At 63.9% G+C, this 20,521-nt stretch carries 19 protein-coding genes and 3 pseudogenes; 9 read left to right on the forward strand and 13 right to left on the reverse strand.

Features of this window, described 5'->3' with window-relative positions:
- Positions 1–35 precede the first annotated feature (35 nt).
- Both N415_RS14830 and N415_RS14835 read right to left on the reverse strand, forming a co-directional pair.
- Entirely contained in the window at positions 36–1,184 is a 1,149-nt protein-coding gene (locus N415_RS14830; RefSeq protein WP_068182986.1) for a thiolase family protein, read from the reverse strand.
- A 33-nt stretch (positions 1,185–1,217) separates the two neighbouring features.
- On the reverse strand, positions 1,218–2,081 hold the full coding sequence (locus N415_RS14835; protein WP_068182990.1) for an enoyl-CoA hydratase-related protein: 864 nt from the start codon (positions 2,079–2,081) through the stop codon (positions 1,218–1,220).
- Between the two features lie 333 nt (positions 2,082–2,414).
- On the opposite strand from N415_RS14835, the pseudogene N415_RS32710 reads away from it, so the two are divergent.
- A pseudogene (locus tag N415_RS32710) lies at positions 2,415–3,095 on the forward strand (glucose 1-dehydrogenase); the annotation flags it as partial.
- Between the two features lie 12 nt (positions 3,096–3,107).
- Here the strand turns inward: N415_RS32710 and N415_RS14840 are convergent.
- Complete coding sequence (locus N415_RS14840) at positions 3,108–3,872, reverse strand: SDR family oxidoreductase (RefSeq protein WP_068182993.1); 765 nt, start codon at positions 3,870–3,872, stop codon at positions 3,108–3,110.
- A 433-nt stretch (positions 3,873–4,305) separates the two neighbouring features.
- Here N415_RS14840 and N415_RS14845 point away from each other — a divergent pair, with 433 nt between their 5' ends.
- The 5 genes from N415_RS14845 to N415_RS14870 all read left to right on the forward strand — a co-directional run bounded on the left by N415_RS14845 (position 4,306) and on the right by N415_RS14870 (position 9,977).
- Positions 4,306–5,226: an acyl-CoA dehydrogenase family protein gene (locus N415_RS14845; protein WP_239645561.1), complete on the forward strand. Its 921-nt coding sequence runs from the start codon at positions 4,306–4,308 to the stop codon at positions 5,224–5,226.
- Positions 5,227–5,243: 17 nt separating this feature from the next.
- Entirely contained in the window at positions 5,244–6,230 is a 987-nt protein-coding gene (locus N415_RS14850; protein WP_161630311.1) for an acyl-CoA dehydrogenase family protein, read from the forward strand.
- On the forward strand, positions 6,227–7,828 hold the full coding sequence (locus N415_RS14855; RefSeq protein WP_081665264.1) for an AMP-binding protein: 1,602 nt from the start codon (positions 6,227–6,229) through the stop codon (positions 7,826–7,828). Before N415_RS14850 ends, N415_RS14855 begins: the two co-directional genes overlap by 4 nt.
- A 181-nt stretch (positions 7,829–8,009) precedes the next feature.
- A complete protein-coding gene (locus N415_RS14865) occupies positions 8,010–9,161 on the forward strand; it encodes an acyl-CoA dehydrogenase family protein (RefSeq protein ID WP_068183011.1) in 1,152 nt (383 codons plus the stop codon).
- Positions 9,162–9,197: 36 nt separating this feature from the next.
- Positions 9,198–9,977, forward strand: a complete 780-nt coding sequence (locus tag N415_RS14870) for an enoyl-CoA hydratase-related protein (RefSeq protein WP_068183014.1) — start codon at positions 9,198–9,200, stop codon at positions 9,975–9,977.
- 21 nt (positions 9,978–9,998) lie between these two features.
- On the opposite strand, the gene N415_RS31930 is transcribed toward N415_RS14870, so the two are convergent.
- Positions 9,999–10,430: a carboxymuconolactone decarboxylase family protein gene (locus tag N415_RS31930; protein ID WP_161630312.1), complete on the reverse strand. Its 432-nt coding sequence runs from the start codon at positions 10,428–10,430 to the stop codon at positions 9,999–10,001.
- Between the two features lie 147 nt (positions 10,431–10,577).
- Here N415_RS31930 and N415_RS14880 point away from each other — a divergent pair, with 147 nt between their 5' ends.
- Positions 10,578–11,411: an acyl-CoA thioesterase domain-containing protein gene (locus tag N415_RS14880; protein WP_068183019.1), complete on the forward strand. Its 834-nt coding sequence runs from the start codon at positions 10,578–10,580 to the stop codon at positions 11,409–11,411.
- 30 nt (positions 11,412–11,441) lie between these two features.
- Here N415_RS14880 and N415_RS14885 read toward each other — a convergent pair whose 3' ends face one another.
- The 5 genes and pseudogenes from N415_RS14885 to N415_RS14905 all read right to left on the reverse strand — a co-directional run bounded on the left by N415_RS14885 (position 11,442) and on the right by N415_RS14905 (position 15,611).
- Positions 11,442–12,272, reverse strand: a complete 831-nt coding sequence (locus N415_RS14885; protein WP_068183022.1) for an SDR family NAD(P)-dependent oxidoreductase — start codon at positions 12,270–12,272, stop codon at positions 11,442–11,444.
- Positions 12,269–13,498, reverse strand: a complete 1,230-nt coding sequence (locus N415_RS14890) for a cytochrome P450 (protein ID WP_068183025.1) — start codon at positions 13,496–13,498, stop codon at positions 12,269–12,271. The genes N415_RS14885 and N415_RS14890 overlap by 4 nt, the downstream gene beginning before the upstream one ends.
- 4 nt (positions 13,499–13,502) lie before the next feature.
- Positions 13,503–13,616: pseudogene (locus tag N415_RS32715) on the reverse strand (SDR family mycofactocin-dependent oxidoreductase); the annotation flags it as partial.
- Positions 13,617–13,853: 237 nt separating this feature from the next.
- Entirely contained in the window at positions 13,854–14,447 is a 594-nt protein-coding gene (locus tag N415_RS14900) for an acyl-CoA dehydrogenase family protein (protein WP_068183031.1), read from the reverse strand.
- A 15-nt stretch (positions 14,448–14,462) separates the two neighbouring features.
- Complete coding sequence (locus N415_RS14905; RefSeq protein ID WP_068183035.1) at positions 14,463–15,611, reverse strand: acyl-CoA dehydrogenase family protein; 1,149 nt, start codon at positions 15,609–15,611, stop codon at positions 14,463–14,465.
- 65 nt (positions 15,612–15,676) lie between these two features.
- On the opposite strand from N415_RS14905, the gene N415_RS31935 reads away from it, so the two are divergent.
- Positions 15,677–15,826 carry a hypothetical protein gene (locus N415_RS31935; RefSeq protein ID WP_161630313.1) on the forward strand — a complete coding sequence of 50 codons (150 nt, stop codon included), beginning with the start codon at positions 15,677–15,679 and terminating at the stop codon, positions 15,824–15,826.
- A gap of 84 nt (positions 15,827–15,910) precedes the next feature.
- On the opposite strand, the gene N415_RS14910 is transcribed toward N415_RS31935, so the two are convergent.
- From N415_RS14910 to N415_RS30775, 4 genes and pseudogenes are all read right to left on the reverse strand, one after another.
- The gene (locus tag N415_RS14910; protein ID WP_068183038.1) at positions 15,911–16,690 is read right to left on the reverse strand and encodes an SDR family oxidoreductase; all 780 of its coding nucleotides are present in this window, start codon (positions 16,688–16,690) and stop codon (positions 15,911–15,913) included.
- A gap of 33 nt (positions 16,691–16,723) precedes the next feature.
- Positions 16,724–17,824 carry an acyl-CoA dehydrogenase family protein gene (locus N415_RS14915; protein ID WP_068183042.1) on the reverse strand — a complete coding sequence of 367 codons (1,101 nt, stop codon included), beginning with the start codon at positions 17,822–17,824 and terminating at the stop codon, positions 16,724–16,726.
- Positions 17,821–18,969 (reverse strand): acyl-CoA dehydrogenase family protein, encoded by a 1,149-nt coding sequence (locus N415_RS14920; protein ID WP_068183047.1) that lies wholly within the window; start codon positions 18,967–18,969, stop codon positions 17,821–17,823. The genes N415_RS14915 and N415_RS14920 overlap by 4 nt, the downstream gene beginning before the upstream one ends.
- A 14-nt stretch (positions 18,970–18,983) precedes the next feature.
- Positions 18,984–19,151, reverse strand: a pseudogene (locus N415_RS30775) (short chain dehydrogenase); the annotation flags it as partial.
- A 134-nt stretch (positions 19,152–19,285) separates the two neighbouring features.
- Here N415_RS30775 and N415_RS14925 point away from each other — a divergent pair.
- On the forward strand, positions 19,286–20,521 hold a 1,236-nt coding region (locus N415_RS14925), incomplete at its 3' end, for an OB-fold domain-containing protein (RefSeq protein ID WP_081665267.1).

Genomic DNA, 20,521 nt, shown 5'->3' on the forward strand with positions numbered 1-20,521 from the left:
GTGCGTGTCGGCGCAACGCGCGGATTCCGGAGGCATTAGTCGCCGAAGAGCTCAACAATGGTTGCGTTCGCGGTTCCGCCGCCTTCGCACATGGTCTGCAGGCCGTATCGAATTCCCTTGTCGCGCATGTGATGAACGAGGCGTGTCATCAAGATCGCGCCCGATGCGCCAAGTGGATGTCCAACCGCTATCGCCCCGCCGAGTGGGTTGAGCCGAGCCGGATCTGCGCCGGTCTCCGCCAACCATGCCAACGGTACGGGGGCAAACGCCTCGTTCACCTCGAAGGCGCCGACGTCACCGATGGTGAGGCCGGACTTGGCCAGGACCTGTTGGGTGGCCGGGATGGGACCGGTGAGCACCAACCGTGGGTCGGCCCCCACCGCGACGCCCCGAACGTATCGCGCCAGCGGTCGCAGATTGAGTGATTTGGCCTTCTCGGGCGTCGTCACGAGCATCGCAGCAGCGCCATCAGAGATCTGTGATGAATTGCCCGCGTGAATGACGCCGTCGGGACCGGACACCGAGCTCAGCTTGGCCAGGGTCTCCGGCGTGGTGCCCCGCCGCAGTCCCTCATCGACGCGAAAGTGTCCGTCAGATGTTTCGACTGCCACGATCTGCTCGTCGAACTTACCGTGATCTGCGGCCTCCGCACTCAATTCGTGTGAGCGGGATGAGTACTCGTCAAGGCGTCGCCTGGAGAGTCCCCACTTCTCCGCAATGGCCTGTGCGCCCGTGATCTGGTTGAAGTCCGCACCCGGAAAGCGGTCGTAAGCCGCAGGACCATAAGGCATCCCGGTGGCGCGCCCGGCTCCGAGCGGTACTCGACTCATGGATTCGCATCCGCCGGCAACCACGATCTCCTGTTGTCCCGACATGACGGCATAAGCGGCGTGGTCGAGAGCCTGTTGACTGGATCCGCATGCCCGATTGATGGTGACCGCGGGTACCGTTTCCGGCCACCCCGCCGCCAGCACGGTGAACCGGCCGACGTTGCTGGACTGGTCACCGAGTTGGGTGACGCATCCCCACTGAACGTCGTCGACGTCGGCCGGGTCAACACCGGTTCGGGCAACGAGTTCGCCCAAGACGACAGCGCCCAGGGTGGTTGGATGAACCCCGGACAGCGCCCCGTTCCGCTTGCCTATCGCGGTCCGGACCGCTTCGACGATGACGGCCTCCGGCATCGCACATTCCTCCCTCGTTCGAAACCTGTCGCCTCAAGACTTATCGGCGAACTCTTCGTCGGCGAACCACGGGTAGAACGCCGGCAGATCGTCTGGGACCGCCGTCGTGAAGTGCGGCTTGCGCTTCTCCTTGAACGCGGCGATTCCCTCTTTCGTGTCAGCCGACCCGCCGAGGCTCAAAAATGCCTGTGACTCTAAGCGATTGGCACTCATGGGGTGTGGTGAGCCAAGCTGTCGCCACAGCATTTGTCGAGTCAACGCGACGGATAGTGGGGACGCCTGTTCGGCGATCTGAGCGGCGATCTCACGCGCCCGCGGCAATACCTGTTCGGCAGGCAACAGTTCACTGACCAGACCCCGGGCCGCCGCCTCCTGCGCGTCGAAGACGCGACCCGTGACACACCATTCGATGGCCGTGGCGATGCCCACGATGCGCGGAAGGAACCATGTCGCGCATGATTCCGGCACGATGCCACGGCGCGTGAATGGCAGTCCGAAGCGGGCGGAATCAGCTGCGATGCGCACATCCATCGGCAGAATCATCGTGACGCCCACCCCGACGGCAGTTCCGTTGACCGCCGCTATGACGGGTTTGGTGCAGCTGAATAGGCGCAGCGCCAACACTCCACCGACATCGCGTTTGGTTCCGCGAAGAGGCTTGAACCCGGGTGCGTTCACGTCGAGGCCGCCACCACCAGCGGCCAGGTCGGTCCCATAGGAAAAGCTGTCGCCGCTACCGGTCACGATGATGGCACGTATCGACGGGTCGGAGTCCGCAGCTTCGAATGCTTCGATCAGATTGTCGAGCAAGCTGTAGCTCACTGCGTTTCGCGATTGCGGCCGGTTCAAGGTGAGGGTCAGCACTCCCGCTTCCGCATCGGACAACAGTTCAGGCATCGCTTCGTTGCTCTTCCGGTAATCACATTTGCGCGTTGAGGTCGTTCGCCCGCACTCGGTGGCCGCCGCTTCAAGCCCAGCTCGTCCACCTGGCAGACGTCCGCCTGCTGCCGTGGCGTTTCGTGCTCGGCCTTCGTCGGCGTTACCTCCTGTTCGTACCGACCATCTATACGGTACTATTATTTAGTTGTTTATACCAGCGCCGCGTCCGGCGTCGGAAGCGATCCGGCTCGTAGCGCGTGACGGCCAGGGCGATCTGGGGACTTGAACATATAGTTAGATGAGATGACTTAATAGGGATCAGCCAGGATAGGTGAGCTCGACGTCGTGGATATGCGTCTGGACGGAAAGGTGGCCCTCGTCACCGGTGCGTCGCGGGGTATCGGCCTCGCGATTGCCAACTGCTACGCCGTGAACGGGGCGAAGGTCATGCTGGCCAGCCGAAAAGCCGATGGCCTGGCCGCCGCAGCGGCCACGCTCGACGGTCAGGTTGCGGTTAAGGTGGCTAACACACGGAACCTCGATGACATCGAAGGCCTGGTTGATGCCGTACTTGACCGATGGGGACGGCTAGATGTGCTCGTCAACAACGCCGCCACCTGTCCCTACGTAGGACCGGTCGTAGACGTGGAGCCGGGGCAGCGGGACCGCAATTTCGAAGTCAATCTGCGGGGTTCTTTGTTCCTGATCCAAAAGGCTTGGCGCGCGTGGATGGTCTCCAACGGCGGAAGCATCATCAACATCTCCTCCGTCGGCGCCTTCCGAACGCATAGGACCATGGGCTTCTATGACATCGGCAAAGCCGCTCTGGCTCAGCTGACCAGGCACCTGGCGGGTGAGCTCGGACCCCGAGTGCGGATCAATGCGATAGTGCCAGGTCTGGTGGAGACACGGATGGCCGAGTCGATCATCAAGACCAGGGGCGTCGACATCGCCGCTCGTATTCCGCTGCAGCGCAACGGTATTCCTGAAGACATCGCGGGAGCCGCGTTGTTTCCAGCAGGCGCTGCCTGGTCCTGGATGACGCTACCGCGGCGCCATGCGAAGGGCGCCATCGAGCCGGATCGTCTCGCCGTTGACGTAGGGGTTCTCGAGCAATTCGCACGCCATGCGGCCGAACTCCTCCGGTCTTCCCAGCCGTCGAGGGTGAGGGATGTCGGCTGCGAGGGCCGAACGCACTTCGTCACTGAGTCGTCCGAGCATCGCGGTATCGAAGACCCCTGGCGCGATTGTGTTCACCCGGATGCCCTTCGACGCCAAATCGCGCGCCAAGACGAGTGTCATTCCGCGCACACCGGCTTTCGCGGCCGAATAGGCCGTCTGACCAATCTGACCCTCGAACGCAGCGGCCGACGACGTCATCACCACGGCGCCCCGGTCGCCATCGGTCGTCGGTGGATTGCGCGAGATTCGTTCAGCCGCGAGCCGGACGACGTTGTAGCTGCCGATGAGATTCACTCGGACGACTTCTTCGAAACTGTTCAACGGGTTTGCGTTTCCGTCACGGTCGAGTACACGCAACCGATCGCCGCCCCGTCCCGCGCAATGTACGACCGCCCGCAGCGGTCCTGCATCAACCGCGGTGTCGAGCGCCTGACTCAGACTCTCGGTATCAGTGATATCCGCCGCGACAAAGGTTGCGCCGATGTGCTCGGCGGCAGCAGAGCCGTCCGACGTCGGGAGGTCGGCGATAACCACGCGGGCGCCACGCCGCGTCAGCGCAGACGCACTCGCGAATCCCAGCCCAGACGCTCCTCCGGTCACCAGGGCAGCCGCGTCATTCAAATCCACCTCGGACTCCTTTACACATCGAGACAATGGATCCATATCAACGTCAAGCATCTTCTAGCCCGCGTCGACGGTACGAAGTCGGATCGGATAGTAGCAGGTAGACGAGGCGTGGTGTTAGCGGACAGTAATCTATGGTTGAATCCAACTGCTGGCGGCCGCCGAGGGTGGATCCCCCGGCATGAGTTGACGGGAGAGGCTCCTGAACACGCCCACGCTTGATATTTCGTTGCCTACCTTTCGTGCGGCGTTGGGGGGATGGCTGTCAGCCAACGCCGAAAGCCTCGACGAGTTCCGCCATCACCGCGCCGAGGCCGCCGAAGAGCGCTGGGCCCGCGACCTCCGATTCATTCGGGTGCTGTATGCCGCGGGGTGGAACCGACACGGTTGGCCCGCGGAGTACGGCGGAGTCGGCGGCCCCGCGGTTCTGCGCAACGTGCTCTACGAGGAACTGGAAAACGCCGGATACCGCGTTCCCGACTGCGTGATCCAACTCGAATTGCAGGGCGAAGCCTTCATGAAGTTCGCCCCCGAGATCGCGGCGGCCCGCATCCCGGCTGCGCTACGCGGCGACGAGATGTGGACGCAGGGCTTCTCGGAGCCGGAGGCGGGCAGTGACCTCGCTTCGCTTCGTTGCAAGGCGGTGCAGGATGGCGACGAATGGGTGATCACCGGCCAAAAGACTTGGTCGAGTTACGCACTTTCGGCGCGGTGGATGGGGGTGCTCACGCGGACTGGGACACCCGAGTCGCGCCACCGCGGGATCACCATGTTCTTGGTCGATCTCGAGTCCCCTGGCGTCGAGGTGCGGCCCTTGCGGCTCGCCAACGGAGTTGATGAGTGTGCCGACGTCTTCTTCGACAACGTCCGCGTGTCAGCAGACAACCGCATCGGAGAGGTCGGCGGCGGCTGGGACGTCGCCATGTACTTGCTTCAATTCGAGAGGGCCAATTATGGATGGCTGCGCCAAGCTCATCTGGCCCGACGGCTCCGTGAACTCGTCAGCAATATCGACGCTCCGGACCGCCATACGGCGAACGTGTTGGGCAACTGTTGGTTGGCCAACCTCGCGTTGCGCCTTCGCTGCGGTGACACCGTACGTCGACTCTTCGCCGGGCAGAGAATCGGACCGGAGGCATCGATCGACAAAGTCCTCATCGCGCAGGCAGAGCAGCCTTTGAACGACGCCTTCCGCGATCTGTTTCCTGCGCAATTCCTCTTCGATCCGGGCGAGGAGTCCGAAGTGTGGCGATCGGAGTGGTACTACAGTCGCGCGGCATCGATCTACGGGGGCGCAGGTGAGATTCAGCGGGGCATCATCGCCGACCGCTTACTGGGACTTCCCAAAGAGGTATGAGGATGCGATCGACTCTGATGAGCACGGCCGATATCGAGGCGTTGCGAGACGGGATCCGGGCGTCAGCTCGACACAGCGGCGACGCGGCTGCGGTGGCCCGTGACGTTGGCTTTGAAGATGTGCTTAACGAAGACAGGGCTGTTGCGGCCGTCTTCTTCGAAGAGTTCGGTCGACTTGGTTTGGACCATCGCCTGAATGATGCAATTGCCGCCAACGCATTGGGTTGTTCCGGGCCGGATACGCCGTCGTTGGGTTATCCCCTTCCTGGAATCGACGTCCCGAATCGTCGCACCGGAGGTGGATTAGGCGTTGACGTCCTCGTGCGCGGTGTGGACGGTGATTCCGTCAGCTCCATCCTCCTACTGGCCGGCGAGGAGGCCGTGTTGGTACCGACGTCGGGTCTGCAATGCTCGCCTGCAAAGGGATTCGACATCGTCGATGGCTGGACGAGGTGGCGGGGCAGTGTGTCGGCGGATGATTCGGACGTTCTGTCGACCGACGGCGCAAGACATGTCCGCGCCGTGGTGCGTGCCGCGCTTGCCAGCGAACTCAACGGGATTGCTTCCAAGGTTAACGAGCTGGCCGTCGACCACGTGACCAGCAGGCACCAATTCGGCCAGGCGCTTGGCAGCTTTCAAAGCGTCCGGCACCGGCTGGCTGAGACACACGTCGCCATTCATGCCGCTATGCCCGTGATCGAGTTGGCCTGGCAGGCTACCGCCTGTGGGGATGCCGGTTCGGCGGAACTGGCGACGGCAGCCAAAGCCCTCGCCGGACGTGCCTTCGAGATTGCAGCCAAGAACGCCCATCAGGTATGCGGTGGAATGGGCTTGAGCTGGGAGCACCCGCTCCACCGGTGGGTCCGTCGAGGAACTGTCCTCAATTCGTTGATCGGATCACCGGACGAATTGGCGGCCGATTTGGGTGGCATGCTCGCCCGCGGCGCAGCCTTGCCGGTCCCGAATGCGCTGTGCGACGACGAGAATCAGTCCACCCCTGCATGACACGGCAACCCGGGGTCGAGGTCGACCCACGACACGACGGCGTCACTCCGCTTGGCGAGAACGTCGATAGTCCATCGCACCATTATGTGACAAGCCTGCGGCATTTTGCGGTCAAGCGTCCACAGGATCTCGCCATCGTTACGCCAGCCCGGTCGGTCACGTTCGCCGAACTCTCGGAGAGGGCGAACTCTCTTGCGGGCTACCTGCATTCGCGCGGCGTGGCCGCAGGCACGCCCGTCGCGCTGATGTCGGCGAACAGTGCCGAACTGATCGAAGCGTTTTACGCCGCGCTCGTCTTGGGTGCGCCGCCAGCCAACGTCAACCCTCGTTACCACGCACACGAGGTGCGATACGTGCTGGAAAACTGTGCGGCGGGCGCCGTGCTCTTCGACCCGACAAGCGCGACGGTGGTGGCCGAGGCGGTATCCGCTATGGAGGAACCCCCGTTTCCCCTCGAGTTCGGCAGCAGTAGGTGGCGCGCTGCGATCAGCTCGACCACGGACTACGTGCGCCCGCAGTCCGTCGACGATCGACTCCTGATCTATACCGGAGGGACGACCGGTCTTCCTCGAGCCGTGGAATGGCGTGTCGTTGACCACTTTCGAATGATTTGGCAGATGGTCAAACCCACTGAACCGCCTCCGACGCCCGAGGCGTTGATCGACTCGGGTCGCAGGGCTCCGACGGCGAGTCCGTGTTCCCCGATTCTGCACGGCGTCGGGTTGTCGCTCACGCTGAACACTCTCAACGGCGGTGGCACGGTGGTCGTCTCGGACCGTCTGACATTCGACGCTGCAGACACGTTCGACTTGGTCCGCCGATATGACGTGGCTGTGCTTGGCATCGTGGGAGACGCATTCGCGCGGCCCATGTTGGATGAACTCGAGACCGGCAGGTGGAACGGGAAACTGCCCTCGCTGCGGGCGATCTCATCGGCGGGCGCGTCGTGGACCTCCTCAATTCGTGACCGGATGGCGAATCTGCTGCCGGGCGTGAAGATGGTCAGCAATTTCGGCTCGACCGAGGCGCTGGTGGCCCGAGACATCAGCAGCGACCATTCGATAGATCCAGGCGATGGGCTAGTGGTCATCGGTGAAAACGACAGGCCGGCGCAGCCCGGCGAGGTGGGGGTGGTCGCGACAGCAGGTTACCTGCCGCTGGGTTATCTGGGCGACCCGCAGAAGACGGCCGAAACGTTTCGGACGATCAACGGCCGCCGTTACGCAGTGACCGGGGATGAGGCTCGAGTTGAGGCGGACGGGCGGATTACACTGCTCGGCCGCGGCAGTGCCGTGATCAACACGGGCGGCGAGAAGGTGTGGCCCGACGAGGTCGAAGCTGTGCTGCGATCCGTCCCAGGCGTACTAGATGCGGTGGTCGTAGGTCGACCGGACGAACGCTGGGGTCAGCGTGTTGCGGCCGTTCTCCGGATCGCCGGTACGGCCGAAATCAGCGACCAACGCCTCAGCCAGGGGTGTCGTGAAAGGCTTGCGCCATACAAGTGTCCCCGACAATATGTGCGCGTCGACGAGATTCCGCGCACCCCGGTCGGGAAGCCCGACTACCGCGCCATCGATTCTCTACTTGAGGAATCTTGATGCCGAAACGGTATGGCACCAAGGAAAAGGAGCAAGAGTCGGCCGCGCGCGAGGAGCGCTCGACCATGATGGGGCGCGTCGCGGTGACCGAATTGGTCAATCGTGGGGGCTCCGAGACCTACCGAGGGCGTCACGCCCGGTACCGGGATCTTGACACAGAACTGGTTGGAGGTTATTGAGCGTGCGGCGAACACTATTCGACCAAGAGCACGAAGAATTCCGTGTGCTCGTCCGAGACTTCATCGCGAAACGGGTAGTTCCTCATTTCGACGAGTGGGTTGACGAGGGAATCGTTCCGCGCCAGTTGTATCGAGAACTCGGTGCGATTGGTGCGATGGGCTTCGCCATTCCAGAGCAATACGGAGGTGGGGGAGTCGACGATTATCGCTACAACGCCGTTTTACAGGAAGAGGCGGCGCGCGCGAACGTGACTTTGGGAACGATGCGAACGCACCTGGACGTCGTCTTGCCATACCTGCTGAAATACGCCAACGACGAGCAGCGTGAGCGATGGTTCCCGGGGCTGGTAAGCGGTGACCTCTTTTTGGCCATCGCCATGACCGAGCCGGGCACGGGATCGGACCTCGCCGGAGTCAAAACCACTGCCAAACGTGACGGTAGCGACTTCATTGTCAATGGTGCCAAGACGTTCATCACAGGTGCCGCGCATGCCGACCTCATAATCGTGCTTGCAAGGACCGGCGAGCCCATCGACGGCAACCGTCGCTCTGGTTTGAGTCTGCTCGTCGTCGAGGACGGTGTTGCGGGTTTCACCAAGGGCCGCCGCCTGCCCAAGCTCGGACTTCGGGTGCAGGACACGGTTGAACTGTCGTTCGAAGATGTGCGGGTCCCGGCCATCAACCTGCTCGGTGAAGTCGATCAAGCCTTTTCCTACCTGGGACATAACCTCGCCCAGGAGCGCCTGGCCATCGCCGTCGGATCGGTGGCGCAGAGCCGCGCCGCCATGGAGATGACGATCGACTACGTCAAGAACCGGAACCTCTTCGGCACAACCGTTTCGGCCATGCAGAACACCAAGTTCGAGATTGCGGCGGTTGCCACTGAGATTGAGGCCGCGCAAGCGATGTGCGACAACGGGGTCAGAGATCTCGTCGACGGCGAGCTCAGCGGAGCGGACGCGGCGAAGATCAAGCTCTTCTGCACGGAGATGCAAGCCCGGACCGTCGATCGCTGCCTACAACTGCATGGCGGCTACGGCTACATCCTCGAGTACCCCATCTCGCGGCTCTACGCCGATGCCCGCGTGAGCCGTATCTATGGCGGAACAAGCGAAGTGTTGAAGTCAATCATCAGTAAGTCGTTGGGACTATGAGAAGGTCGCCGACGGCAACGCGAATAGGAGCCGCCCATGTCTGACGTCCTCATCGTCCGTGACGAAGCCGGCGTTCGGCAAATCACCATGAACCGGCCGGAACGCAGGAACGCAATGGACATCGACACCCGTCGTCGGTTCGCGGATCTGATTGTCGAATCGCACGATAACCCCGACGTTAGATCAATCGTCATTACGGGAGCGGGCGGCCATTTCTGTGCCGGCGCGGACGTGACCAGGATGGCTCGGTCGGTCGACGAGGAGGCGGCGTACGAACGCGTCCAGACCGCGCAGGAAATTGCTCAAGTCATGGCGGAGGGAGCGAAGCCGCAGATCGCCGCTGTGACCGGGTCTGCGGTGGGACTGGGGATGGGCATCGCGCTGGCCTGTGACTACATCGTGGCGGGGCCGGACGCGCGCTTCGCTGGCGGGTTCGTCAGGGTGGGTTTGTGCGCCGACAACGGCGTGCTGTTCACCCTTCCCCAGCGCGTGGGGCCGGCGCGTGCTCGAACGATGATGCTCCTTTCCGAGACGGTGCCCGCTGACGAGGCGTTACGCATCGGGTTGATCGACAAGCTGACAGCTTCCGACGATCAGGTGCTGCCAGCCGCCATCGAGGTGGCTGCCACGCTGGCGGCGGGTCCACCGCTTGCGCTGGCGACGATCAGCCGGGCATTTACCGCACTGCCCATGACCTTCATGGATGCACTTGTGCGAGAAGCGGAACTGCAGGCGCCTCTGTTGTGTTCTGACGACCATCAAGAAGCCGCAACGGCTTTCCGGGAGAAGCGGCGACCGGTGTTCACGGGACGCTGAGCGTCGCGAACGCTTGCGGGGTCAGCGACCGGAAGCTGAACCCGGCGCGTTCTCTGGGTGGGTCGTCGTTGTCCTGGCCTCACGTGCGACGACCTCGGACAGCACGTTGAGCGCTTGGATGGCGACCGGGAAACCCGCATATACAGTCAGCATCGAGAGTGCGTGGCGTAGCGCTGGCTCGCTTACGCCTCCTTGCAGGGCGCCGTGCAGGTAGTTGCGCAATTGGGTGTGGTGGCCCAGGGTGGCCAGTGCCGTGATGGCCACGAGAATTTGCTGCTCCCAGGGGATGTCGGAGTCAGTCCATACCTGACCGAAGACGAATTCGTCCGACCACCGGGCCACGTTCTGATCAATAGCCGTTAGCGAACGCTGAAGTGCTTCGTGTTTGACTCCCTGGGCGCGCCTTCGTCGCGTTGCGCCGTCGCGTCGAAGCTCCTCGCGATTGGGATCCATTGAACGCCTCCCTTTGATTACGTGCCTTGCAATGCCCTCGATGACCCAGAGTACGAATCGCGAGTCGACTACCCTGGCGCACCGCGACGGCCAAATATAGTTTAATGGTTTAAAGGAAAGGGTGAGAGAGAGGGCCCGGAGACGGACGTGAGTGATCGCCTTCAGGAGCGGTTGCAACTCGACGATGTCGGGAACGATCGCTTCTCGAGCTCGGCCCCAGGGGCGCCGGTGAACATCTATGGCGGCGAATTGGCCGCGCATGCGCTGGTCGCGGCCAACATGACGGTGACCGACGACCGCCTTCCTCACAGCCTGCATTGCACTTATCTAGCCGCAGGAGATCCGGCGCATGGTTTGGAGCACCAGGTCACTCGGATCAGGGATGGGCGTTCGTTCTCCGTGCGCAGGGTCGACGTCTTCAATGGTGGTCGCCTGTCGGTTTCGGCGACTGTGAGTTATCAAACGAAAAGTGCAGGCGTCGAGCACCGTAGGACGGCTCCCAGGGTTCCTTGCCCTGACGACCTTCCGACGTTCCACGGGGCGTCAAACGCGGCATGGATTCCGTGGGCCGAGGAGAACCCCGAACTAGAAATGCGGGTGGCGCCTCATGATCCGGGTGACTCGCTGGGACGCAGGACTTTCTGGCTCAAGATCCGGCATGATCCGGCGATCGGATCCGCTGACGATCTGCTGGAAGCCGCTTATGCTGCATATGCGAGCGATTTCACCATGATTGCGTCGATTCGGTTGCCGCACGAGGAGCCAGACGTCAAGACCCATGTCATGACCACGTTGACGCACAGCCTGTACTTCCACAAGCCGTTCGCAGCCTCTCAGTGGCATTTGGTCGACCATTGGTCGCCCGCTGCGGCGGGAGGGCGAGGCCTGTCCATCGCGCACGCCTACAACGCGAGCGGTGACTTAACTATGACAGCCGTCCAAGAGAGTCTCGTGCGGTCGGCGTCGAAGAAGGCAGGTTGAGCATCGTCGTCGACGAGCGGCACTCTAGGTTCACTCGGATGCCTGCGGCTCGTAGGGTGCGTCGCAGCCGGTGAGTTCGGCTGAGAGTTCCCAAAGACGTAGCGCTGTCCGCGGATTGCGCGCTTTTCGATGGGGGATCACCACCTTGGGTTTACCCCACTGATGCATGAGACCCCCAGGTGCAAAGCAAGTTCCGCTGGGAGCGGTGGTTTCGATCGCCAGCAGGGTTGAACGCGCCCCGTTGCCGGTGGTTTGTCCGATGATGGGATGCATGTATTTGCCCGACCAGCGTAGGATCGCCCCACCGTCACGGGTGATGTCACTGAAGACGATTCCCGGATCTGCTGCGTATGCACGCACCCCACGCCGCGCGAGCTCGTTGATGAAGAGCATCGTTGCCAACTTGGATTCGCCATAGGCCTGCGACTTCGAGTACTTACGTCGCTCCCAGTTCAGATCGTCCAAATGCGGAGTCGCATATTTGTAGGCGCTGCTCGACAACGACACCACGCGATCGGTGGTGCGGTCAGCGAGCAAACATGTCAGGGCGAAATGCCCGAGATGATTGGTGCCCATGTGCGCCTCAAACCCGTCCACGGTTCGTGTATACGGCAGACCCAGCACGCCGGCATTGTTCACCAGTACATCGACGGTATCCACAGCGTCCGCGAATCTTCGCACACTGGCCAGGTCCGCCAAGTCCAAATGCTGCACACGGACATCGCCGGACATCTGCGCGGCCGCCTCTTCGCCCTTCTTCAGGGTTCGGCAGGCGATGACGACCTGGTGGCCACGCGCAGCAAGGGCAGTCGCCGTCGCTTTGCCGATGCCGCTGCTGGCCCCGGTGATGATGATCTTCACCGGTCTCTCAGCGAGGGGGAGGCGACGACGGGCAGCTTCTCCCAGCCGCGGACAGTGGAGGTATGGGACTGAACGGCATTGTCCCAGTCGACATCCCATTCGGGGAAGCGTTTGAACACCTCTTCGAGTCCCACCCGAGCCTCGAGGCGGGCGAGATGAGCCCCCAGGCAGTGATGAATCCCGAACCCAAACGAGACATGGTTCTTGGTCTTGCGGTGGATGTCGAAGCGATCCGGGTCTTCGAAGGCCCGTTCGTCACGGTTGGCCGACGCGGTCAGCAGGAGCACAACGCTTCCTTGGGGCATCGTGCGGCCGTGGTGCTCGACGTCGCGCGCAACGTATCGCGCCTGCACCGGCGAGGGCGCCTCGAAACGCAACAGCTCTTCGATCGCCGCTGGGATCAGACTCGGGTCGTTGGCGAGTTCGCGGCGTTGATCCGGATGCTCGGCCAGCACCTTGCCTGCCCAACTAAACAAGCGCACCGTGGTTTCGTTGCCTGCCGCGGCCAGCAGCCCCACGTAGGTTTGAATCGTTGAATCCTGGAGCTGTCGCTCGTGACCGCCGGAGTCGGTGCACGTCGCGGTGAGGAGATCGGTCATCAGATCATCGGCGGGATGCCGCCGCCGAAAGTTGATGTAGTCACCGATGCGCTGTGTGTCGGTCAACGTCAGCAGAGCGCTACCGTCGACCGGGGCTTGCCCGTCCGCCAGCTTGATGCCTTCGTTGGTGCGATCGCGATGGCTCACTTGATCAGAGTCGGGTATCCCCAGCATCATGCCGATCGTCCGCATCGGGATCTCCGAACCCAGATCGGCGACGAAATCGAATCGGCCGGTGTCGACGAACTTGTCCAGCGTGGCCGTGCATACGGTGCGGACCTTGTCCTCGATCTGTGCGATACGACGCATCGTGAATACGCGGGCGAGCAGACCCCGGTGCACATCGTGGCGAGGGGGGTCTTCCCAGAGAATAAAGCCCGGGGGGATCGCCGCTCCGCTCTTGATCAACTCCAGAACGCTTCCACGACCTGAGGGGTAGGTCTCCCACTCGACGCTGGCTTGCTTCACGTCGTGGAATCGGCTCAGCGCATAAAAGTCATATTCGTCGTTGTAGTACAACGGCGCCTCGTCGCGTAGCCGACGAAACGTCGGATACGGATCGTTGTCGATCTCGAAATCGTATGGGTCATAACGAACGTCGGGCTTACCGACAGCAGTTTCGGTCATCGCTTCAGATTCTTGTCGGTCCGTTAGGGAATTCGATCAGCGCGCCGCCGTCGATGCGGATCTGTTGCCCGGTGATATAGCGCGCCTCGCCGGCGGCCAGGTTGGCGACTTCTTCGGGGCTCGATGTAGGGAATCGATGGGCACGACCCTGTCCGCGAGCCGCGCCAGTGACGAACGCCACTTTGCCGTCAAGTCTCGAGCCCATACTCCGTCCTCGTGTCATCAACTTAAATATTGAACTATTAGCAGTTGGTTGACAAAGTAGCTAGGCCAGCGCCACAGCGCAAGCATGCGCATCGACACCGAAGGCTCGAAGCGCACTAGTCGAAACGCATGAGTCAGCACTTCCCGGCGCTCACCTCCGTGAGGGCCACAACATCGGCGGCCTGAGTTGTCGTGCTGGAATTTTCCGGCGCGTCTGCGCCGGAAAGTTCCAGCTGAGCGACGAGCTCGATCTGAGCCACCGACTCGTTGGCCGGGTGGGCGCCTCGGGGTCAACCGCGGCTGCCTGACGAGCAGACATATAACCAGGTATGAAGGCGACTCGTTGAGCGCTGAATCCGCAACGGTCGACGGCTCGGTAAAGGCCCAGGCCGCAACGCTTCGCCGCCCAAAACGCGAAGAACCGTCTTGAATGCTCGGGGTTGCCATGCTGCAGTAGCGCCATCGCCACCTGAATGGAGGTGCCCGGATAGAGCGATGCGACTGCACAATACTCGGCCGGCTCGGTCGATGCGATCGTGTAGGCGCGAAAGGTGCCCCCGTCCCCACCGTGGTCCTCCGGGAAGTGAATCCGGCTCAGTCCCAGCTCGCGCACCGCGGCCCACAATTCCCAGGAAAACTTCTGCTCGCGGTCCACCTGAGCCGCCAGTGGACGCACCGTCGACTTGGCGCGAGCGGCGATCGCCGCGCGCAGGCTCTCGAGCTCGGGCTCGACCGGCAGCTTCACAGCACCCCCGCCGAGCTAGTAGCCCATGCCTTTGCCGACGATGTCGAGCATGATCTCGTTGGTACCACCGTAGATTCGCTGGACCCGCGCATCTCGCCAGAGCCGCGCGATCTCGTACTCGTTGATGTATCCGTAGCCGCCATGAAGCTGAAGGCAACGATCGATGATCCGCCACTGGGTCTCGGTCGCCCACCACTTGGCGCCGGCCGCATCGTCGGGCGTCAGCTCACCGGAATTGACCGCCATGATGCAGCGGTCGACATAGGTCTGCATCACGTCGATCTCGGTGTGCATCTGGGCCAGGGCGTGACGGTTGACTTGGAACGTCCCGATGGGCTGACCGAAAGCCTTGCGGTCGTGCGCATATTGCTTGGTGAGATCGACGGCGCGACGCGATTGCGCCGCGGCGTGGATCGCGATGCCCAGCCGCTCGGCGGGCAAGTTCCGCATCAAGTAGTAGAAGCCCTGGTTTTCCTGACCCAGCCGATTGGACACCGGGACGTGAACATCTTCAAAGTTGAGTTCCGCTGTGTCCGCCGATTTTTGGCCGATCTTGTCGAGTTTACGGCCACGGCTGAAGCCGGGCATGCCGGTCTCCACAACGAGCAAACTGATTCCCTTGTGGGGTTTTTCGGCATCGGGGTCGGTCCGGCAGGCCACTATCACCAGGTCGGCCAAAAGCCCGTTGGAGATGAACGTCTTCGAGCCGTTGAGGATGTACTCGTCGCCCTCGCGTTTCGCCGTCGTCTTCAGCCGGGCCAAGTCCGAGCCGACCGCCGGCTCCGACATTGCGATTGCCGTGATGAGTTCTCCGGAGACGAAGCCGGGCAGCCAGCGGCGCTTCTGCTCCTCGGTGGCGAGGTCGCGGAAGTAACCCGACGTGATGTCGTTCTGGACGCCCAGACCGATGCCGACGCTGCCGGTGAGCCAAAATTCCTCATTGACGATCGCGTTGAACCGGAAATCCGTGACGCCCGCACCGCCGTACTCCTCGGGCATCTCCCATCCCAACAGCCCGAGTTTGCCCGCCTCGATCCAGGCCTCACGATCGACGTAACCACGGGTCTCCCACTCCTCGGCCTGCGGCACGCAGACGGTTTCGAAGAACGATCTCGCGGTGGCACGAAATTCGTCATGCTCGGGTTCGAAGATGTCGCGCTTCATTAATTTCTCCGTTGGGCTCGCCCGTCGCGGCACTAATCAGATAACTCATTGTACTATAAGGGCCTATGGCTGTCCGGGTCGGAGTGGTGACGGGTGGCAACCGCGGCATGCGGGCCGCGGACTGGGCGGTCACTAGCCGGATCTTCGATGCGCAGGAAGCGTTGGCACGTGGCCTGGTGGGCCCGCTATGGCCCGCGCACGGCGCGGAATCGTAACGTCGTTCCTCGACGACCCTGCGCGGAGCCACGGATTAGCGTGTCAAATTCCGGGTGGACCGGGTTGATCCTGCTCCAACTCGGTTACTTGGGCCCGAACCGCTGGGCGCCGTCCAGCCGCACCACCGAACCGTTGGCATAGCCGTTCGTGAGCAGGAAGACGGCGGCGTCGGCGAATTCGTCGGGGGTGCCGAGTCGCCGGGGGAAAGGAACATTGGCGGAGAATGCGGCGATCGCCTCTTCCCCGACCGACTCCATGATCGGCGTCTTCATGGTGCCCGGGGCGATCGTGTTGACGCGAATACCCGTAGCGCCGAGGTCGCGCGCGGCTGCGATGGTCAGTCCGATCACGCCGGCCTTGGCGGCGGCATAGGCGGTTTGGCCGATCTGCCCCTCGTATCCGGCGATCGACGCGGTCATCACCAGGGCGCCTCGCTCGCCGCTCTCGGCCGGTTCGGTGGCCGCGACCGACGCAGCGACCAGCCGCAGCATGTTATAGGTGCCGTTGAGGTACAAGTCGATCGTCTTGGTGAACCCTGCGTAGTCGGCGGGGCGGCCGTCGCGTTGGACGATGCGCTGGGCGACACCCCAACCGCCGTGGGCGACAACGGCGTAGCGCAGCGTGCCCAAGTTGTTGGCCGCGTCGATGGCCTGGCGCACGCTGTCCTCGTCGGTGACGTCGGTGCTGACGAATTCCGCGCCCTTGCCGAGTTCGTCGGCCAGCGCCTTGCCCTTGTCCTCGGCGAGGTCGGCGATGACCACGCCGAGCCCTTCGGCGTGCAGTCGACGCACCGTGGCCTCGCCCAGACCACCGGCACCGCCGCTCACGATCGCGGACGCGCCTTGGAATGCCGTTGTTACCATGGATTCTCCTCCGTATCGGGGTATTGCTGTCATTTACCGGTCGCCAAAGTTCCCAATCATCAGGTCCCACAACGCCTTGGGCTTGGATGCCGCTGCGAGCGCCATCCGACCAAGGGTGCGGGCGTATTCGACCGGGCGGCCGAACTCGGTGCTCCAGCTGTGCGCCCGCAGCGTCGCCAGCCACAGCGGATGTTCCGCGGTGGCGCCGATCGCGCCGTGTAGCTGGTGGGCGATCGTGGTCACCGGTCTGACGGCACCGCCCAGGGCCACCTTGCCAACGGCGACGGCGTACTCCGTCTGCTCGGCGGCGAAACCGTATTCGGCGGCGGCGGCCACCGCCAAAGTCGCCGCGGCGCGGGCTGTTTCGATTGCGCCAGCCATCGCGGCCAGCGCGTGCTGGACGGCCTGGAACTTGCTGAGCGGGCGACCGAACTGCTCGCGTTCTCGGGTGTGGGCAACCGTCAACTCCGCCGCGGCGTCCAGCGAACCCAGGACCTGCACGCAACGCGCCAACGCCCCGCGGCGCCGCAACTGCTCACCGACCGACGGATCGAGGCGGCGCAACGAGCCGACGGCGACGTCGAAGCTGACCCGATCGCGGGGCTCGCCGGCGAGATTGTGGCCGTCATCGACGCGGATGTCGTCCGGCTCGAGGGCGCCGACGTAGACACCGTCGTCGATCTCGGCGGCCAGCAGCACGGCCGCCGCCGCGCGCGTCCACGGCACCTCCGAGGCCACACCCGCGATACGCGAACCGTTAAACTCGGCCCGGCAAAGGGCCAGCGTCAACGCACCGCTCTCGGGCGTCGCGACGCCCGCCTCCCCGGCCAGCCAACCAGCCAGCAGGTCGGTCTCGGCGATCGGCACCGCAGCTGCATGGCAGGCCAAACCGCGTAGCACCACCGCCATTTCGGCCGGTCCGGCCCCGAGATCGGGTGTGCTCGTCAGGCGCGCCAGGCCGGTTTCTTCGAGGGTCTCCCACAGGGCGTCGTCGAACGGTTCCGGGCGGCGCCGTTGGCCCACCCGCGCGTCGAACGAGCGCTTCCCGATGTCGTCGACCAGCCGGCGCAACTCGGTGAACTCGTCGTCGGCGTCCCCGGTGTCGAACACGCCGCCCGCCAGCCGAAGGCTCATCGCAGTCCCATCCCGCGGGCGACGACACCACGCAGCACCTCGTTGGTTCCGCCGCGCAGCGTGAACAGCGGCTTGTGCAGCCAGGCGGTGTCGAGCAAGTCGCGCACCGCCGAATCGTGGTCCGGCTCGCAGATCAAGTCGGATACCCGGCCGACCGAATCCTGCTCGAACGTCGTTCCCAGGTCCTTAACCAGCGCCGCGCGGTTGGCGGCATTGCCGCCTTCGGCCAGCTCGCGCGCAACCGAGATCGACAGTTGGCGCAGCGAAATCAACCGAGCGACCAGCTCGCCGACCTTTTCGGCCGTGCGGTCATCGGGTGGGGGAGACGCCGCAAGTTCACGCAGCGCTGCGGTGATCAGCGGCGCGGTGGACAGGATGCGTTCCGGGCCGCTGCGTTCGAACGACAACTCGGCGGTCACCTGCTGCCAGCCGTTGCCGATCTCGCCGAGCACCTCGGCGTCGGGAACGAAGACATCATCGAAAATGACCTCGTTGAAATGGGGCTCACCCGACATCAGAGCGATCGGGCTGATGCCGATGCCAGGCGCGTCCCACGGCACCAGGAACTGGCTGAACCCAGCATGCCGCCTATGGGGATCGACCGGGCTGGTGCGGGCCAGCACCACAATCCAATGCGCCAGGTGGGCGCCACTGGTCCACACCTTGGTTCCGCGCAGCAGCCAGCCGCCCTCGGCGCGCGTGGCTTTCGTCTGGGCGGCGGCCAAGTCGGAGCCGGCGCCCGGCTCGCTCATGCCGATCGCGGAATACAGTCGGCCGGCGGCGATTTCGGGCAGTAGGTGCCCCCGTTGGTCTTCGCTGCCGAACGTCAGCAGGCCCGGTGCCAGCTGGCGGTCGGCCACCCAGTGCGCCGCGACCGGTGCGCCATTGGCCAGCAGTTCCTCGCTGACGACATAGCGGTCCAGGTGGCCGAGTCCGCGGCCGCCATACCTCTCTGGGATGGTCAGCCCCAACAACCCGGCCTCGCCCAGCCGGGCACTGAATCCCTCGTCCCAGCCTCGCAGCCAGGAATCGACCGACGGCTGCCAACCGTACTCCTCGCGGTCTGCACGCAGGAAGTCCCGTACCGAGCCCCGCAGCTCGGCCAGGTCCGGCTCCATCGCGCACAGCGCGTCGAAAAGTGTCATGGTTCGCGGCAGCCTACGGCGTCGGCACTGCGGCCGACAGGTAGCGTGCCCGCGATCTTCGGATGCGGCGCCTCGGTCTTTGCCAGCAGCGCAAGCCGCGCCCCGCCGGCCGCCACCCACACGTCGATGTCACGTCCGATGCCGCGGCTGGCGCCGGTGACCAAGACGACCCGTCCCGCCAGACTCCGCCGATCATCATTACCCACGGCGCGTTTTCCTTTCCCGGCCCGGTGGCATCCCTGCGGCGACAAATGATATAACTATATAGCGTATTGGGAAATCGGATCCAGCGGCCCTGGGTCCTTAAAGAGGCGGCATGAGTCATCTGACTTCGATAGGCACGTACCTACCACCCTGGCAGCTAGGCAACCGGCGGGCGAAAGGACCCGATGAGGACGCGCTGACCATGGCGGTGGCGGCGGGGAGGGCCGCGGATCCCGCGGCGACGGCCGAGCGGGTGGTCCTCATCTCCCGCGACCTCCCGCTGCTGGAGGGTGGTAACGGCGCCGTGCTGTTGGCCGGGCTCTCGCTACCGGAGACCGCTCCGGTGACCGAGGTGCTCGGCGGCGCCCCTGCCGTCCTGGACCAGATCGTCGCGAGTGGCCCCGGCACGCTGGTGGTGGCGACGGACGACAACGATTCGGCCGTCGGCGCAGCCGCTGTGCTTCTCGGGGCAGACGAGGGCGGCGCCAACGTGCACGCGCTCGCGAGGCGGACCCGGAGCCTGCCAATGCAGGCGCGCGGTGCCGACGGGGTCCGGCATCAATACGTCGATCCTCGGTTGCAAAGAGAGGTCGGCATCCGTTCGACGCTCGCGCGACTCGGGCTGTCGGCATCCGAACGGGTCACCGTGATCGCCGGCGCGAAGGCCGCCGAACTCGGCGGCGGGATCGACACAAGGGGGGCGGCCAACGAACCGGCGCCGTCCGCGTCTGCGGTGATCAGGCTGATCGCCGAAGCGGTCCACGAATCACGTACGGGAGTCGTACTGGCGGTGGAGCAATCGAGCGTCGCGGCCGCGGGGCTGCGCCTGGGTGCTGGCGACCTGCGCGTCAGCCGCGATGAGACGCCCGCGCGTGACCTGCCGAAGCAGCGCACCGCCGACGGCAACGGCATCCCGATCTCATTGCCCGCATACGCACGCGCCTTCGAACCGAAATTGCGTTGGGAGGCTGCCATTTACGACGACATGACCGACATCGACGGCGTGCCGCTGACCCCGCCGCGGCTGCGTGTGGACGCTGCCGGTCAGCTGTTGGACTACCGGCTCGAGAAGTTGCCGCGCACCGGTACGGTGTACACGCACACCACGATCCGGATCCCGGTTCCCGACCTGCCGAGCCCGTACTCTCTGGCCGTCGTCGTGCTCGACGACACTGCGGTGCGGGTGCTGCTCAAAGTCACCGGCGTGCCCGCCGGCGAAACCAGCATCGGCCAGAGCGGTTCGGTCGTGCTGCGCAGGATCGCCACCCGCGCCGGCATCCCAGACTACGGCTACATGTTCTGGCCGGCCAAGGCATTAACCTCCGAACCACAAGGAATCTCAATGAAG

Origin of the sequence: Mycobacterium sp. UM_CSW (assembly GCF_000455205.1) — a bacterium.
GTDB lineage: Bacteria > Actinomycetota > Actinomycetes > Mycobacteriales > Mycobacteriaceae > Mycobacterium.

What these genes read in the sequence shown, in the direction of transcription:
- N415_RS14830 (WP_068182986.1), bottom strand. Translation starts at nt 1,184, where the DNA reads ATGCCGGAGGCCGTCATCGTCGAAGCGGTCCGGACCGCGATAGGCAAG.
- N415_RS14835 (WP_068182990.1), bottom strand. Translation starts at nt 2,081, where the DNA reads ATGCCTGAACTGTTGTCCGATGCGGAAGCGGGAGTGCTGACCCTCACC.
- N415_RS14850 (WP_161630311.1), top strand. Translation starts at nt 5,244, where the DNA reads ATGAGCACGGCCGATATCGAGGCGTTGCGAGACGGGATCCGGGCGTCA.
- N415_RS14855 (WP_081665264.1), top strand. Translation starts at nt 6,227, where the DNA reads ATGACACGGCAACCCGGGGTCGAGGTCGACCCACGACACGACGGCGTC.
- N415_RS14870 (WP_068183014.1), top strand. Translation starts at nt 9,198, where the DNA reads ATGTCTGACGTCCTCATCGTCCGTGACGAAGCCGGCGTTCGGCAAATC.
- N415_RS31930 (WP_161630312.1), bottom strand. Translation starts at nt 10,430, where the DNA reads ATGGATCCCAATCGCGAGGAGCTTCGACGCGACGGCGCAACGCGACGA.
- N415_RS14890 (WP_068183025.1), bottom strand. Translation starts at nt 13,498, where the DNA reads ATGACCGAAACTGCTGTCGGTAAGCCCGACGTTCGTTATGACCCATAC.
- N415_RS14905 (WP_068183035.1), bottom strand. Translation starts at nt 15,611, where the DNA reads ATGAAGCGCGACATCTTCGAACCCGAGCATGACGAATTTCGTGCCACC.
- N415_RS31935 (WP_161630313.1), top strand. Translation starts at nt 15,677, where the DNA reads ATGGCTGTCCGGGTCGGAGTGGTGACGGGTGGCAACCGCGGCATGCGG.
- N415_RS14910 (WP_068183038.1), bottom strand. Translation starts at nt 16,690, where the DNA reads ATGGTAACAACGGCATTCCAAGGCGCGTCCGCGATCGTGAGCGGCGGT.
- N415_RS14915 (WP_068183042.1), bottom strand. Translation starts at nt 17,824, where the DNA reads ATGAGCCTTCGGCTGGCGGGCGGCGTGTTCGACACCGGGGACGCCGAC.
- N415_RS14920 (WP_068183047.1), bottom strand. Translation starts at nt 18,969, where the DNA reads ATGACACTTTTCGACGCGCTGTGCGCGATGGAGCCGGACCTGGCCGAG.